This window comes from Oribacterium sp. HCP3S3_B9 (assembly GCF_052064255.1).
In the GTDB taxonomy this organism is placed as follows: domain Bacteria; phylum Bacillota; class Clostridia; order Lachnospirales; family Lachnospiraceae; genus Oribacterium.
This window is the reverse complement of the sequence record NZ_JBQHVY010000015.1, coordinates 11,932-28,294: the sequence shown is the minus strand read 5'-3', so window position 1 is coordinate 28,294 and position 16,363 is coordinate 11,932. Positions and strand designations below refer to the sequence as shown.

Here is a 16,363-nt window from a genome sequence, read left to right as displayed (position 1 = left end):
TTAGGGTCCCCGGCTTAGAGCACACCGGTCTCGGAGTACTGTGCCTCCGTTGCCGTCCCTCCGGGTCACCTCTCTGAACTGTTACCATGAAACAACTGGAGGAGAGGAATTTTATGATTAAGATCATCTTTTTTGATATCGATGGCACGCTGCGACCGTTCGAGACCGGACGGGTGCCGGCGTCGACGCAGGCGGCCCTCCGGCGGGCACATGAGGCGGGGATCCTCTGTGCGATCGCGACGGGACGGCACTGGATGGAGATCCGGAACGAGAACCTCACGGAAGGGATGCGCTTCGACGCCTTCGTCACCATGGATGGGGAGTTCTGCTATGTACTGGATCCGAAGAAGGTGGATGCAGCAATCGTGCACGGGGAGCATCTCCGGCACGAGGAGCCGTACCGCTTCGATGTGAAGAACAGCCCGGAGCCGATGGCGTACTTCGATCCGCGGAACGGGCGGGTCGTGCAGCGCATCGAGATCCCGCGTTCGGCGGTGGAGAAGGTGCTGGCACTCTGTGAGGAGCAGCCCTTCGCCTGCCTCTTCGAGGAGGAGCGTGCGATCTACGCAAATATGGTGACGCCGGAGCTGCTTTCGGTGCTGAAGCACATCAACTCAGCGCAGCCGCCGGTGCGACCGGTGCAGGAGGCGCTGGAGAATCCGATCTATATGATGATCCCGATCATGACACTGGATGAGGCGGACGTCATGGAGGCGCGGGTGCCGGAGTGCGAGCTCGTGCGCTGGTCCGACGGCATGAGCTTCGATCTCACGAAGAAGGGCATCTCGAAGGTGTCGGGCATCGATGCGCTCCTCGCGGACTATGGTTTCTCGCTCGAGGAGGCGGCCGCGATCGGTGATGGCTGGAACGATGTCGGGATGATCGAGCACTGCGGGCTCGGCATCGCGATGGGGAACGCGAAGAAGGAGTGCAAGGACGTCGCGGACTACATCTGCCCGTCCATCCTCGAGGATGGCATCGCGGATGCGATCGACTACATCCTGAAGAAAAACGCGCAGAAATGAAAAACAGTGCAGGGCGACGGCCCTGCACTGTTTTTATTTACGGTTCTCCGCAGCCGCACGTGATTCGGCGGCTGCCTTTTCTTTTTTCTGCTTCTCTTTCAGTTCTTTTGCTTCTTTGGACTCGATGGCGGCCTGCTCGTCGATCTGCCCGAGCTGCTCCATCAGTGCCGATTTCTTCTCGAGCTCTTCCTTCTCCTTCGCGCGTCCGAACTGCTCGGAGAGCGTCGGTACATCGGAGAAGAGATTCGTGCCGAGGCCGAGGCGGTTGCCTGCGATATCGACGCCGAGAGCCGCAAGGGTCGTCGGGAAATCATCGAAGGTCGTGAAGTCGCGGCGCTCTGCACGGACGGGCTGGACGGCAGCATTGACATACGCTGTGTAGACGGTCCGTTCGTAATTCTCCGGCACATCGTCACAGAAGTCGTGGTCCATGGTCGGGTGGTCGCCGGAGATGACGATCGTCGTGTCGGCGTACCAGTCCTGCTGCTTACACCAGTCGAGGAAGCTGCTGAGCTGCTTCGATGCGCAGGCGTAGACATTCGCATACTGCTCATCGAAGGTCGTCGGGCAGAGCGGGCAGACATAGCCGTCCGGGAAGTGCGTGTCGACGGTCAGCATCGTGAGGTTGAACGGCTGCTCACTGCTGCTGAGGCGGGTGAGCTCCTCCTGTGCGTACTCGTAGAGCTTCCGGTCCTCGAAGCCCCAGTTGACCCAGTAGTTCGCCGGGAACTTGTGCTGGTTTTTCCAGTAGCTGAAGTCCTTGATGGCATAGCTTCCATGGGTCTGGAAGTAGAGCTTGCGGCCACCGAAGTAGCCGACAGAGCCGAGCATCAGCTCCTGGGTGTAGCCCTGCTTCTCGAGGATGTCACCGATCGTGAGGATGTCCGGGAAGAAGGATTTCTGCGAGTCCATCGCGTTCTGATCGATGGAAATCTTCAGCGGAAGTCCAGAGGTCTGTGCGAACATGGCGCCCATCGTCCAGGTCGCACCCGGCATGGCGTACCCACCGTTGAGGGTGGATGCCGCACCCGAAAAGTCTTCGTGATCCTCGGCGATCTTCGTGAGCTCCGGGATCGTGTTCTGCGGGAAGGCACCGCCGGAGGCCTGGTCGGCGAAGGTCACCTCCGTCGACTCCATGAAGATGTAGATGAGGTTCCGCTTCTTCTCCGGGAAGCAAAGCGTCACGTTCTTCGGGTCGACGTAGTGATCGTCGATGAAGCGGGAGGTCTCGAGCTGCGACTTGATGTAGGTGCCGATGTCGAGGTCGTCCCAGGCATCCACCACGGTGAAGCCGGTGGTGAAGAAGGCGGCGAGCAGTGCGAGCGTCACGAGCTTCCGGTAGTTCTGTTTATGCCGGCAGACGATGAAGATCGCGATGATGACGATCGCGATGATCGCGGCCGGAATCGCACATTTCAGGATATACTCGTGGACCATCGCGGTGCTGGTGCCCTGGAGCGGCGCGAAGAGGTGATACAGGACCTCATCCACGGTGAGCTCCGACCAGGTATTCATCAGCCAGCGCAGGCTGAACAGGAGAAGGGCGGAAAAAAAAGACAGAATCACCGCTGCGATGGTCGTCATATCGAGGACAGCGGTTCTGTGTCTATGGTGAAAACGCTTCATGATAAAGCCTCGGTTAAGGATTGCTGCAGATCAACACCGGAGGACGCGGATCCACGCTGACCTCGATGTTTTTCGGTCAATGTATACATGCGGCACCCGGCCTTTTGTATACTGTTCAAATCGACTTCTAGTGTAGTCATCCCGAAACTTCTTCACAATGTGCAGAAATCTCTAAGATTTTTGCTTTTTACATACTCTTTTCTAAAATTTTACTAAATATAATTGACGGCCTTTCGTGCATTCGTATATAGTTTTAATAATTACGGGCAGCTATACGCGATGCAGGCTCTGTTCTGAAACTTCTGACCGAAGCCTGCGACGTATGGACCGCACTGCAGTAACTGCAGGCGGCGCCCGTGTTCACTTATTCTGTTTTTTGTCTCGATGCCTTGCATCAGAAAGGAATATACCGATGGTTTTAAATGATGACGCAGTGCAGTTTGCGAAACAGTACCCGACGATCACCGAGAATCGTGCGTATCGAAAACTGATGTCCGTGCCTCGTCATGGCAGCACGAACACCTACGATCACTCGGTCCGCGTCGCGAAGATGGCTGCCGCGATCGCACCGCATATCGGTGTCGATCCGGACAGTGCCGCACGTGTAGGTCTTCTGCACGATTTCTGCCTGATTGATTATCATAAGGTGGATAAGACCATCCATGACGGCCGCTGGTACTGCTTCTATCACCCGGAAGACGCGGTAGAAAATGCAGAGAAGGAAGGCTTCTATCTTTCCTATAAGGAGAAGCGTGCGATCTGGAGCCACATGTTCCCTCTCTCCACCTCGATTCCGACCTCCCGTCTCGGCTGTATCCTGACCCTCAGCGACAAGACCGTCGCTGCACAGGAGTCCCTCGCAAACGCCGCCGAAGGATGGGCAATCCTCTGCTACCTGCTGAACCGTGGCCGCCTCCGCGTCGCACGCGTCGTACGTCGCAGCCACTGATCTTCTTCTGTTCGATGTATTTTCTCGTCCCTGTTCAAACGAGGGCAAGTCAAGGTGTTGCTGTCCGCCGAGCCACGAGTGAACAGTAACATTTTCTCGATGAAGAATTTGAATCTCCCGGAGCAATCCGGGAGATTTTTTCTATAAATTATGGTACACTACGCCTATGAATAAATTAATCAACCCACAGGAAACCATCAAAATCATACAGAAGAACGATTTCCGCTTCCAGAAGCGCTTCGGTCAGAACTTCCTGATCGACGAAAACGTGCTCCAGAACATCATTCGGAGCTCGGAAATCACGAAGGACGACTGTGTCCTCGAGATCGGACCAGGCATCGGCACGATGACCCAGGCACTCGCTGAGGCGGCCGGCCATGTCGTCGCCGTCGAGATCGACGCGAACCTCATCCCGATCCTGCACGAGACCTTACAGGCGTATGACAATGTCTCCATCATCCACAACGATGTACTGAAGCTCGATCTCCACGAGGTCATCGCGACCTACAACCACGGTAATCCGGTAAAGGTCGTCGCGAATCTCCCTTACTACATCACGACCCCGATCATCATGGGCCTCTTCGAGAGCCATGCACCGATCCAGTCGATCACCGTCATGGTGCAGAAGGAGGTCGCCGATCGCATGCAGTCAGGACCAGGCACGAAGGATTACGGTGCCCTCTCCCTCGCCGTGCAGTACTATGCCGAGCCGGATATCATCCAGGAGGTGCCACCACACTGCTTCATCCCACGCCCGAATGTCGGCTCCGCCGTCATCCGACTGAAGCGCTACACCGAGCCGCCGGTACAGGTCGAGGACGAGCGCTGGATGTTCCAGATCATTAAGGCCGCCTTCGGACAGCGCCGGAAGACACTGCTGAACTCCCTCTCTTCCCTCGCCTCCATCCCGAAGGACGCTACCCGTGAAGCCCTCGCCTCCCTCGGTCTCTCCGAGACCATCCGTGGCGAAGCCCTCACCCTCGCACAGTTCGCCGCACTCGCAGACGCACTGTCGGACTTTCAATCGACATAACGAAAAACCGGAGGCTTTCGCCTCCGGTTTTCTTATGTTTTGTGCGGCACGATCCCGACGAATCGATTTCCATCCTGACGGAACATCGCTTCCGCGTCCTCTCTTCCGACGACATTCTGGCTTCCGCTCATCGGATCCACCAGACGGATATTGAAGGAGTCATAGCTGTAAATCAGATAGCAGCTGTCCTCGAGATACGCGATCAGCGGGTAGCCCTTATTCAGGAAGTAAAGGGCGGAGCTCAGGTCCATGCCATAAGCATTGACCATACTGTAGGTATCATAGGTGTCGATCGTGGTCAGCTTCGAGAGCTTCGTGAGCGGCTCCTCGGCGAGGGCTGTCGCGTTCCGGATCGTCACCATCGTACTCTTATCCACACGATTCCATACGAATTCCCCATCCGCGGTAAGCACATAACCGAAATCATCGTACACGAGCTCATACGCCTCTTCGAGCGTCCGGGTACGGCCCTGGAAATGACCGTGTGCGTAGGCATAGAACATCGGTATCACATTTTTATCCTCCGTGATGTTCAGGTCGATGGAGGAGGCTCGCTCGAGGGAGAGATTTTTCGGTGCCGTGCTCCGCACATGCTTCGTGCCGAGGTCCTTGATCTCGATATACCAGACCTTCTGAAGGATTTTATCCGTGTACGAGCCGACACCACTAAGTCTCGCATCGGTCTGTTCACGATTCGAGATGATGGTGTCCTCGCCGGCAGCCTCATAGTGTCCACCCTCGACCGGACGGATCTTATCGAAGTGAAGGCGGGTTCCGCTCACACGAACGTTCGTAAAGAGCAATCCATCCTTCGCGTAGCTCGTTTTATCGCTGAGATCCGGTCCGACGATATGGATTTCGCTGATCGGAATCTTATGCTTCTCGGTATAGATGCTGGCGTATGCCGGATTGATGATACCGTAGATCAGGTCATCCTGGTTGAAGCCGATCAAACGGAGATAGCCACCACCCTGGATCTCGCTGGACTGATTACTCTCGAGATTTACGAGCGTGATCTTCGCGGCGTGATAGATGTCCTCCGCATCCGGATTCTGGTAAGCGATGTACTGCTGCGTATCCGAGCTTGCGAAGCCCGACTCCTGCAGTCCTGTGGCGATCGTGACGACCTCGAGGCTGTTCGTATCGATGCCGTAGATGCTGCCGCCGTAATAGAGATACAGGAGTCCGTCACCGGACAGGTAGGCGAGCTTCTCGAGATTCCAGCGTATCTGATCATATACCTCCGGGATCGCAATGAAGAAGTTCTCCGTCACTGTATCATTCGAGCTGTCATAGCGGTAGTACAGGATACCATTATATCCCTCATGGCTTCCCCGGTTCACATAACCGTAGACGAGGAAATCCACATCGCCCTTATCCGATACCGACAGGATCTTGATGTCATGCTGATCATAGTTTGCGCGGACGCCATCATCCGTATCCGAGCGGTAGCTGAAGATATTCACCGCATGTCCGCTCTTCGAAGACTGATCGTAGCGCCAGAGCCCCTGATCCGTCTTAAATGCGATATAATGCTCATTTTCCGACTTCTGCACGGCGATATCATCCGTATTTCCGACACCGAGCGTGATCCGCTTGCCCGCGAAATCCTCGCTGTCGCCCTCAAAGATCTGATGTGTCGTCCGGTCGAAGTCCATCATGTAGACCCGCTCCGGATCATTTCGAAAGACGAAGTTATCCTCATTCAGGAAGTGCTTCTCCTCTCCGTTCTCATCCGTCATATACGACTCGTAGCTGATCTGAATCTCGCCCATCATGCCGTCAAATTCCTTGAGCGTCATATAGAATCTTCCCTTCGGCTGCATCCCGGTCTTTCCCCAGGTGATCTGGTTGAAGCTCGAGTGCAGATCGACATGTCCGAGACTCGAATTATCCGCCGTATCCTTCGTTTCCAGATAGGTCGTGATATCCTTACTGTTCGTTGAATCGAAGCTGCCCGTCGTAAATCTGAACGCGACATCCTCCATCGATTTCGTGTAATCACGGTCCGTCCAGAGGATACGTGTATAGTAGTTCAGCGTATGGGCACCCGTCTCCAGCGTGATATGCAGAAGATACGCTTGATCCTTATTGATGAGATTCTGAATCGGCAGGACGAGGCTTGCGTTACCGTCGCTCCGGCTGATGTCGGAGACCGTTCCCTTTTCGATGAGATGGCTGAGGTCCAGTGTACGGATCTCGTAGCTGGCTGAAGCCACCATGTTATCGTACTCCTGCACGACGAGCTTCAGCTGACGATCCTGCGGCAGCACCGTGATCATATCGCGGGCTGCCTGCTTTCCCATATCCTGAAGATAGGCATGCATCGGATTCATGAGGTAATCGCCGCTCGAAACATAGGCCACCGGCAGGCTCGGCTCTTCCATCGTGGAGTACACCGTATTCTGCCGCTCCATCGAGTGCCAGGAACGGTAAAAATAGAGGATGAGTGCGATCAGAAATACCGCACCCATCGCCAGGCATTTTTTCAGTTTTTTTCGTGTCTGTTTTTTCACTGCTGCTTTTCTTTCTCTCTATAGCCCAGCGCCTGCTCCAGAGCAAGCTGCTCTTCTGCGCCGAGTTCCACCTCGGTGGTACCGGCATCGACATCCTTTATATATAAGAAGCAGCCCTCTCTCGAGTGCACGGAATTGATGACGAAGCCACTGTTCGTGCTGTCCAGCATCGCGATGGCGAAGGACATGTTTCCACCCATTCCGCCGAAGGCGTTATACCGGATGATGCCGAGCTTCTGAAAGGACGCACGGATATTCTTATTGAGTACACGCATGACGTCCTTATTCTTGATATCCTCCTTTTCGAGTGCCTCCACGTGCTGCTGGAGATCGACGAAATAGTCCTCCAGGGTCTCTGCATCCTTGCCACGCATGAAGTAATCATACTGACGATACAGTCTCTTGTATTTTGCATTTGCCCGGATAGCCAGGATCAGAGAGATCAGTCCGATCAGCAGCCCAGCGGCTGCGATTCCGAGCAGAAGCGTTTCTGTCACTATCATATATTTCCTCGCTCTGTTTAATCATTTCTGCTGGAGTTCAGGATCATAAAGATACGATCCAGATCATCCTGCGAATAATATTCGATTTCGAGTGTGCCACGCTCCGTATTTTTCGGAACGATGGAGACCTTCGTACCGAGCTTCGTCTTCATCTTCCGCTCGAGATCCTTATAGATGACCTTGAGCCGCCGAAGCTCCTGGGCTTCCGGAGAGGATTTTTTCTCCTTCTTCGCCTTCGAGAGCTTATCAAGCTTGACGAGGGTCTCGATCTCTCGTACAGAGAGATTTTCTTTCGTACACTTCTCTGCGATCTTCTTTCGGAGCTCCGGATCCTCGACCGCCAGCAGTGCACGGGCATGTCCCTGCGTGATCTTTCCATCCTGGAGAAGTGTGAGGATCTCCGGCTCGAGCCTCAGAAGTCGCAGACTGTTCGTGATGGTCGAACGATTCTTCGCTACACGGGCAGCGACCTCCTCCTGCGTCAGTCCATACTCCTCGATCAGAGACTGATATGCTCTCGCTTCTTCGACCGCATTCAGGTCATCACGCTGGATATTCTCGATGATGGACAGCTCACGGCTCGTCTTTTCATCGACCTCTTTGATGACCACCGGGATTTCCTTGAGACCGGCGATGCGTGCTGCTCTCCAGCGACGCTCACCAGCGACGATCTCATACAGTGCGCCCCTCTTCTTCACCACGATCGGTGATATCATCCCGTAGGTTCGGATGGACTCTGCAAGCTCGTTCAGCTTCTCCTCATCGAAATTCTTTCGCGGCTGATCCGGATCCGGCTGGATGCGACTGAGCTTCACGAGCAGCATCCCGTCCTGCTCCGTATCATGCACGGTTTCGGTGCTGTGAACCTTCTTCGTATCTTTCGTGATTGTATTCTCATGAACGGTCTTTTCGCCTGCCATCACGATCACGGTATTTTCTGTGCTGTTCTTCGCCGTCTCTTTTTTTGCGGCCGCGGTCACCCGCTTTTTTCTTCCGCTGACACTCTTCTCTGCTTCAGCAGAAGCCTCTTCGGTCGCCTGCATTGGCTCCGCGAGGCCCGCCGCTGTCTCAGACTGTTCCGCCGCCTTCTCTGCGACCGTCTTATAGCGATGCTCTGTTTTCGGGCGATCCGATTTCACCGTTGTGCTGGTTCCGAAGATGGCCCCAAGGCCCTTTCCCAGTCCATGCTCCTTAGCCATAGATATCGTCCCCCTTACTCATAAGCTCTGCTGCCAGTCTCCGGTAGCTCTCAGCCCCCGTCGACGATGATTCATACTCAGTGATCGGCACACCATGACTCGGTGCCTCCGCGAGACGTACATTTCGCGGAATCAACGTATCATAGATATTGCCCTGGAAATTCTGCTTGACCGACTCCACCACCTGCTGTGACAGCTTATTTCGTCCATCATACATCGTGAACACGATACCCTCGATGTCGAGCTCCGGATTCAGTCCCTCCTGTACGAGTCCGATGGTATTCAGCACCTGATTCAGACCCTCCAGTGCATAGTATTCACACTGAATCGGGATAATCACCGAATCCGCCGCTGTCAGTGCATTGACCGTGATCGTGCCGAGACTCGGTGGGCAGTCGATCAGGATATAGTGATAGTGCTCCTTATACGGTGTCAGCAGATTCTTCAGAATCTGATTTTTATCCTCCTGATCCGCAAACTCCACCTCGACCGCTGCCAGGTTCATATCTGCCGGTATCAGATCCAGATTCTCCGTCACCTCCACGAGAATCGCCTCATCCATCGTGCAGCTGCCGCTCATCGCATCGTAAATTGTATGCTCGACCTCATCACGCTCGACACCGAACCCGCTGGTCGCATTTCCCTGCGGATCGAAATCCACCAGAAGAACCCGCTGATTGGCCTCCGCAAGCGTCGCCGCCAGATTTACTGCCGTCGTCGTCTTTCCGACGCCACCCTTCTGATTTGTAATCGCTATAATCTTCCCCATGATACTCTCCCGTGATCGATTTAAGGTGAACTGAAAATGTTTCACGTGAAACATCTCAGTCACTTATGGTCCATCTATGTTTCACGTGAAACATAGACCAGATATTTAAGAACATTTACCATTAGATGTAACATCCATCTTAAAGAAAAAACAGTGATAATGTTTCACGTGAAACATCATCACTGTCGCTATTTTACCCCATACATATATACGTGTCAAATTTTGGCACCACCACGTACCAACTTTTCTCAGCCATGCGTCTTCCGAGCTCGCAGTACTGTGCTTCTGTTGCCGCCCCTCCGAGCTCTTCATAACGAAATGATCATCAGACGATCTGTGCGATGATCACCGCCGCAAACACGATCACACACCCGATGAGCTCCTGCATCGACAGCATCTGATGAAGGATCAGGAAGCCACCGACCACGGAGAACACCGACTCCAGTGACATCAGCAGCGACGCAATCGTCGGATCCGTATTCTTCTGCGCCAGCACCTGCAGCGTATAGCCGACCGCCGATGACAGCACACCCGCATACAGAATCGACGGCATCGCACCGAGGATGCCCGCCATATCCGGCCTTTCAAACAGAAGCATACCGATCAGTCCGACGAGGGATGCAAAGAAGAACTGAATATTCGACAGCCGGATCGGATTCACCTTCTCCGAGAAGTGATCGACGGAAATGATCTGAAACGAGAACAGCAGTGCACAGAGACTCACCATCGCATCCCCCCGCTCGATCGTCATGCCGCCATGCATACTGATGAGGTAGAGACCGATCAGCGCCAGCGCCACACTCAGCCAGATCGTTTTCTTCGGTTTCTTTCCTACGAATATGCCGAGCACCGGCACGATGACGACATAACAGGCGGTGATAAATCCGGCCTTGCCTGCGGAGGTCGTCTGCATACCGATCTGCTGCGTGATACTCGCTGCCCCCAGACACAGTCCACAGACTCCCCCACCGAGCAGCGCTTCTGTCTTATAGTGCTTCTCTTCCACTGCTTCCGGCAGCGATGCGCGGTAGTTCTTCTCCGAAAATGCCGAGAGCGGCAGGAGCAGAATCGCCGCGATGAAGAAACGCGTAAACACGAAGGTCCACGGCCCGACATAATTCATGCCGACGCTCTGCGCGACGAACGCGAAGCCCCAGATGATCGCCGTCAGCAGGAGCAGTGAATTTGAAATCAATGCAATCTGATTTTTCTTCATAGCGGATCCTTCGCCGGTGTGCCGGCCTTTCGCGGGTAAGTCTTCGGTGTTTCCTTCGCCTTCCGGATCGTAATCAGTGAGCGACGGATATCCGACTCTGGAAGCATGTACTCTACCTCCTGCTCCAGCTTACCACCGAGCTTTCGGATCGCGCTCTCCGCCGTCGCCAGCTCCTCGTCGACCTTGCCCGACTTGTATGCGATGAAGTAGCCATCCTTCTTCACAAACGGCAGATCATATTCGCTCAATGTTGACATATTTGCTACAGCCCGTGAGGTCGAGAAATCGAAGCTTTCACGAAGATTCTTCTGATGCCCGAGGTCCTCGGCCCTTCCATGGATGGTCTCGACCTCCTGAAGTCCGAGCTTCGCGATCACATCCTCGAGGAAACGAAGACGCTTCTGCAGTGAATCACTCAGTGTGACCCTCAGCTCTGGAAATACGATTTTCAGCACCAGCCCTGGGAAACCCGCACCAGTTCCGACATCGATCAGTGTTTTTCCGCTCAATGTTTCACGTGAAACATTCTCGTTTTTCACGACGGCTTTTACGATCGCCATAGAATCGATGAAGTGCTTCGTCACGACCTCAGACTCCTCTGTGATGGTCGTCAGGTTCATCACCTTATTGGTTTCCACCAGCATCTCATAATATGTAAATAACTGTTCGATCTGCGTGTCGCTCAGCCGGATGCCCAGTGCTTCCGCCTGCTCCTTCAGTCGATGATAAAATGTATCGGTCATACTGCTCCCTGTATTTTCTATTGTTTTATCCGTTCTGATTGACCCTTCTTATCACCTGTTTCTTTTCAGAAAAGAGGATGGATTCGTCATTCAGCGACGGGATTTTCTTTACGTATTTGCATCCTTCTTCGGTGCGTGGTACGTCTCCAGATAGATCAGCAGCACTGAAATATCTGCCGGGTTGACACCACTGATACGGCTGGCCATACCGATGTTTTCCGGCCGGATGCGCTCGAGCTTCTGTCTCGCCTCGATGCGGAGATTTCCGACCTCCTCATAGCGTATGTCCTTCGGGATGCGTTTATTCTCCATGCGACGGAATCCCTCGACCTGCTGCTCCTGCCGCCGGATGTATCCCTCATACTTGATCTCGATGCCGACCTCTTCCCGTACGCCATACGGAAGCTCCGGTCGCTTCGGATCCAGCGGTTTCAGACTCTCATAGTCGAGCTCCGGTCGCTTGATAAGCTCTGCGAGGGAGACACCGGAACTGAGTACCGTCGATCCATGTGCCTCCATGAAGTGATTCACCTCATCGCTGTTTCCGATGAAGGTCTTCCGAAGGCGCTCCTCCTCGACATCGATCATTCTGCGCTTCTCGAGCGTCTTCTCGTACTCTGCATCGGATACGAGTCCGATCGCATGGCCGATTTTTCGAAGACGAAGATCGGCATTGTCCTGTCGTAAGAGCAGACGATACTCTGCACGACTCGTCATCATACGATACGGCTCTGTACTCTCCTTCGTGACGAGATCATCGATCAGTACGCCGATATAGGCTTCTGAACGATCGAGTACGACCGGATCACGATGAAGGATACGCATGGCAGCATTGACACCGGCCATGAAGCCCTGCACAGCTGCCTCCTCATAGCCGGAGGAACCGTTAAACTGACCGCCGGCGAAGAGACCGTCGATGTTCATGAATTCGAGGTTCGAGCGAAGCTGGGTCGCATCTATACAGTCATACTCGATAGCGTAGGCATTTCGGACGATGTGTACATGCTCGAATCCCTTCATGGAGTGGTACATCTTATACTGTACGTCCTCCGGCATCGAGCTCGACATACCGCTCAGGTACATCTCGTTCGTATACAGTCCCTCCGGCTCGATGAAAATCTGATGCCGGTTCTTATCCGGGAACTTCATGACCTTATCCTCGATGGAAGGACAGTAGCGCGGTCCCACACCCTGGATCGATCCGTTATACATCGGGGAACGCTCGATATTCTCACGGATGATTTCGTGCGTCTTTTCGTTTGTATACACGAGCCAGCAGTCGACCTGCGGTCGCTGTACCTCGGAAAACGCCGTCGAGTAGGAGAACGGAATCACCGGTACATCGCCCTTCTGCACCTCAAACTGGGAGAAGTCCAGTGTACGCTTGTCGACACGCGCCGGCGTTCCCGTCTTGAAACGAAGCATCCGTACCCCGTTTGCCTTCAGGGAATCCGTCAGCTTCGTCGCTGCCTTGAAGCCATTCGGACCGGTATGCTCGATGAGATCACCAGTCAGACAGCGGGAGTTAAGATAGGTTCCGGTACAGAGGATGACGGCCTTCGCATGGTAGATGGCACCGGATGTCGTCCGGATGCCCGTCACCTTCTTATGGGCAGCTGTATACTCACTGTTCGCGTCGCACACATCCTCCGTGATCAGTTCCGCGACCTCCGCCTGCCGGATCAGAAGATGCGGCTGATTCTCGAGGCGTTTCCGCATCTCATCGGCATAGGCTTTTTTATCTGCCTGCGCACGCAGACTGTGCACCGCTGGTCCCTTCGACTTATTCAGCATCTTCGACTGCAGGAAAGTCTGATCGATGACCTTTCCCATCTCACCGCCGAGCGCATCCAGCTCACGGACGAGATGTCCCTTCGAGCTGCCACCGATATGCGGATTACATGGCATGAAAGCGATGCTGTCGACACTCACCGTAAATACCACGGTCTCCAGTCCGAGACGTGCCGTTGCGAGTCCTGCCTCACATCCGGCATGGCCCGCCCCGACGACGATCACATCATATCTCTCTTCTACTACTGACATTTCCGTCTCCTATCTCTACTTTCCCATACAGAACTTCGAAAAGATTTCATTGACCAGATCCTCGGATACCTGTTCTCCGAGGATGTAGCCGAGCTCCTCATAGGCCCGCATCAGATCGATCGTATAGAAATCCTCCGGCATATCCATCGCGATGGAGTGAAGCACCTCCTCGAGCGCCTTCGCAGCTTCACTGAGGCAGTACTTATGACGCTCATTTGTGATGATCACCTGATCGTTGAAACGAAGCTCCTCATGGAAAAACATCGCCCGGATCTTCTCTTCCAGGAGGTCCATACCGGTCTCCTGCTTCGCACTGATGGAGAGCACCGGACGGCCCGTCTTTTTCTCGAGTTCCTCCTCGCTGATCACTGCCTGAAGATCTGATTTATTCATCAGTACGATGCACTTCCGATCGCCGAGCTCCCCGATGATCTGTTCATCCGACGCATCCAGTGGTACCGACGCATCCACGACATAGATCAGAAGATCTGCATCCGACGCAGCCTTCAGCGCACGCTCCACACCGATTTTTTCGACAGTATCCTCGGTCGCACGGATGCCGGCCGTATCCACGATGGTGAGACTGACCCCCTTCAGATTGATATGCTCCTCGAGCGTATCGCGTGTCGTGCCTGCGATATCGGTGACGATCGCACGATCTGCACCGACGAGTGCATTGAGCAGAGAGGATTTACCGGCATTCGGCTTCCCCAGGATGACGGTACGGATGCCCTCCCGGAGTCGACGTCCATCATCCGCACTGGCGATCAGCCGTCGTATACCGGACAGTATAGTCTCAACATGTGTTTTAAGCTCGTCTGTAAACCCATCGAGTGAGATATGCTCTGGATCATCGAGCCCCGCCTCGATGAAGGCATCATCCTCGAGAATCTGCGCACGATAGCCCTTGATTTCTCTGGAAACCGAGCCGCGCAGCTGCCGAACCGACGCCTTCAGTGCATTTTCATTTTCGGATGTGATGATATCACCGACGGCCTCTGCCTCTGAAAGATCGATCCGACCATTCAGAAATGCACGCTTTGTGAACTCGCCCGGCTCTGCCAGGCGTGCACCTGCGTGCACCACTGCCTCGAGGATTTTCCGCATCATGAGCACACCGCCATGACAGTCGATTTCCACCGTGTCTTCCCCTGTATACGAACGCGGTGCCCGCATCGTCAGGATCAGAACCTCATCGAGCGGCTCCTCAGCATCATAGATGAACGCATATCTGATACGATGCGTTTCCGAGATATCCACAGCGTGACCGCTCTTCGAGCGGACGAGTGTCGACACGATCGAAACCGCATCTGGCCCGCTGACACGTATGATTCCTATACCGGATTCGACGGCAGCCGTCGCCAGTGCACATATTGTATCCTCTCTCATCTCGTCTCCCTTCAAAAAAGCGGGCAGTTATCCACCATAATCATCCTAAAACTCCACTTATTCTAATAGCTAATCCGCTTATTTGCAATACGTTTAAATGCATACAAAAATCCCGTATGCGCTTTGCATACGGGACCCTGTTATCCACATTTCTATCGACGGATACGCCGATTCGGTGGATTATGCATTTTCTGTTGTCTCTTCAGCCACGGCTACTGCTTCTGTAACTGGCATCTCCACAACCGGAGCTTCTACCGCTTCCGGTGCCTTCTCCTGCCGCTTCTCATCCTGTGGATACGGCTTCCGATCCTTCTTCTTCATGAAGATGATCACATGACGGAACGGTTCCTCACCCTCGGAACGAGTGGTCACATAGCGATCATTCTGCAGTGCGCTGTGGATGATGCGACGCTCATATGGATTCATCGGCTCGAGTGCCACCGGCTTTCTGGAGCGGCGAACCTTATAGGCGATGTTTCTTGCAAGATTACGAAGGGTTGCTTCTCTTCTGGAACGATAATCCTCGGTATCGAGCTTTACGCGGATGTAATCCTCCTTGTGCTCCTTATTGATGACGAGGGAGGTCAGGTACTGCAGCGAATCGAGTGTCTGTCCACGCTTACCGATCAGGATACCCATGTCCGGGCCTTCCATATTGAGGAGAAGCTCATTATTGGCATGATCGAAGGATGCGCTGATGTTGACGTCCATGTTCATCCCCTTCATAAGCGTCGTGATGAACTCTTCGGCCTGCTTCTGTGCTGCCGCTGCTTCCTCTGGGGAAACCGGCTTGATCTCGTGTACCTTATGCTCCGGCTCTGGGGTATTCAGGATGGACATGTCCTTTACCTCGTAGCCGCCGCGCGGATAACGCTTACCGGAAACACGGTCATTACGACGCTCACCACGATTTCCCCGATCATTACGCTCATTGCGATCACGTCTCGGACGACGCTCACGACGCTCCGTGCGCTCTGTATCCGCTCTGTTCTCGGACTTCGGGCTCTCATCCTTCGGATCTGCTACATCCTCCGCCTTCTTCTCTGCAGGCGCTGCGACCGGCTTTTCCGTAAGAGGCTTCTTCGGAGCGGCTGGCGCGGTCTTCTTTTCCGCTGCCTTACCGCTCGTGATATTATGAATCTCCTTCTCGAGACGCTCGAGCTCGGACTTCTGAGAAGCCGCCTTTACGGAAGCCTCGATAATCCATGGCTTCGCACCGATACCGAAAAGACCCGACTTACCCTCGACAAGCACAGTGTAATCCAGGCGATCAGATGTGATCCCAAGCTGAATCAGGGCCTTGGTGATGGCTTCATCCTTGGTTTTGGCTGAAACTCTGATTTTATCCATGA

13 protein-coding genes are annotated in these 16,363 nt (G+C 54.1%); 3 read left to right on the top strand and 10 right to left on the bottom strand.

What is annotated here, in order from left to right:
- Positions 1–113 precede the first annotated feature (113 nt).
- Positions 114–1,025 (top strand): HAD hydrolase family protein, encoded by a 912-nt coding sequence (locus ACTNC3_RS08170; RefSeq protein WP_410043693.1) that lies wholly within the window; start codon positions 114–116, stop codon positions 1,023–1,025.
- A 33-nt stretch (positions 1,026–1,058) separates the two neighbouring features.
- Here the strand turns inward: ACTNC3_RS08170 and ACTNC3_RS08165 are convergent, their stop codons facing one another.
- Positions 1,059–2,651 (bottom strand): sulfatase-like hydrolase/transferase, encoded by a 1,593-nt coding sequence (locus ACTNC3_RS08165; RefSeq protein ID WP_441227096.1) that lies wholly within the window; start codon positions 2,649–2,651, stop codon positions 1,059–1,061.
- A gap of 412 nt (positions 2,652–3,063) precedes the next feature.
- Between ACTNC3_RS08165 and ACTNC3_RS08160 the strand changes: the two genes are divergently transcribed.
- Both ACTNC3_RS08160 and rsmA read left to right on the top strand, forming a co-directional pair.
- Entirely contained in the window at positions 3,064–3,600 is a 537-nt protein-coding gene (locus ACTNC3_RS08160) for an HD domain-containing protein (RefSeq protein WP_441227095.1), read from the top strand.
- 166 nt (positions 3,601–3,766) lie between these two features.
- Positions 3,767–4,633 (top strand): 16S rRNA (adenine(1518)-N(6)/adenine(1519)-N(6))-dimethyltransferase RsmA, encoded by an 867-nt coding sequence (gene rsmA / locus ACTNC3_RS08155; RefSeq protein ID WP_441227094.1) that lies wholly within the window; start codon positions 3,767–3,769, stop codon positions 4,631–4,633.
- Positions 4,634–4,665: 32 nt separating this feature from the next.
- Here the strand turns inward: rsmA and ACTNC3_RS08150 are convergent, their stop codons facing one another.
- The 9 genes from ACTNC3_RS08150 to jag form a co-directional block, all read right to left on the bottom strand.
- Positions 4,666–7,107 (bottom strand): hypothetical protein, encoded by a 2,442-nt coding sequence (locus ACTNC3_RS08150; protein WP_441227093.1) that lies wholly within the window; start codon positions 7,105–7,107, stop codon positions 4,666–4,668.
- 38 nt (positions 7,108–7,145) lie between these two features.
- Complete coding sequence (locus tag ACTNC3_RS08145; protein WP_410043698.1) at positions 7,146–7,652, bottom strand: DUF4446 family protein; 507 nt, start codon at positions 7,650–7,652, stop codon at positions 7,146–7,148.
- Positions 7,653–7,669: 17 nt separating this feature from the next.
- Complete coding sequence (locus ACTNC3_RS08140) at positions 7,670–8,851, bottom strand: ParB/RepB/Spo0J family partition protein (protein ID WP_441227092.1); 1,182 nt, start codon at positions 8,849–8,851, stop codon at positions 7,670–7,672.
- A complete protein-coding gene (locus ACTNC3_RS08135) occupies positions 8,844–9,620 on the bottom strand; it encodes a ParA family protein (RefSeq protein ID WP_410043700.1) in 777 nt (258 codons plus the stop codon). The genes ACTNC3_RS08140 and ACTNC3_RS08135 overlap by 8 nt, the downstream gene beginning before the upstream one ends.
- A gap of 325 nt (positions 9,621–9,945) precedes the next feature.
- On the bottom strand, positions 9,946–10,836 hold the full coding sequence (locus tag ACTNC3_RS08130; RefSeq protein WP_441227091.1) for a DMT family transporter: 891 nt from the start codon (positions 10,834–10,836) through the stop codon (positions 9,946–9,948).
- The gene (gene rsmG / locus ACTNC3_RS08125) at positions 10,833–11,579 is read right to left on the bottom strand and encodes a 16S rRNA (guanine(527)-N(7))-methyltransferase RsmG (RefSeq protein ID WP_410043702.1); all 747 of its coding nucleotides are present in this window, start codon (positions 11,577–11,579) and stop codon (positions 10,833–10,835) included. The genes ACTNC3_RS08130 and rsmG overlap by 4 nt, the downstream gene beginning before the upstream one ends.
- Positions 11,580–11,687: 108 nt before the next feature.
- Entirely contained in the window at positions 11,688–13,622 is a 1,935-nt protein-coding gene (gene mnmG, locus ACTNC3_RS08120) for a tRNA uridine-5-carboxymethylaminomethyl(34) synthesis enzyme MnmG (protein ID WP_441227090.1), read from the bottom strand.
- 15 nt (positions 13,623–13,637) lie between these two features.
- Complete coding sequence (gene mnmE / locus ACTNC3_RS08115) at positions 13,638–15,011, bottom strand: tRNA uridine-5-carboxymethylaminomethyl(34) synthesis GTPase MnmE (RefSeq protein WP_441227089.1); 1,374 nt, start codon at positions 15,009–15,011, stop codon at positions 13,638–13,640.
- 180 nt (positions 15,012–15,191) lie between these two features.
- Positions 15,192–16,361 (bottom strand): RNA-binding cell elongation regulator Jag/EloR, encoded by a 1,170-nt coding sequence (gene jag / locus ACTNC3_RS08110; RefSeq protein ID WP_441227088.1) that lies wholly within the window; start codon positions 16,359–16,361, stop codon positions 15,192–15,194.
- Positions 16,362–16,363 lie beyond the last annotated feature (2 nt).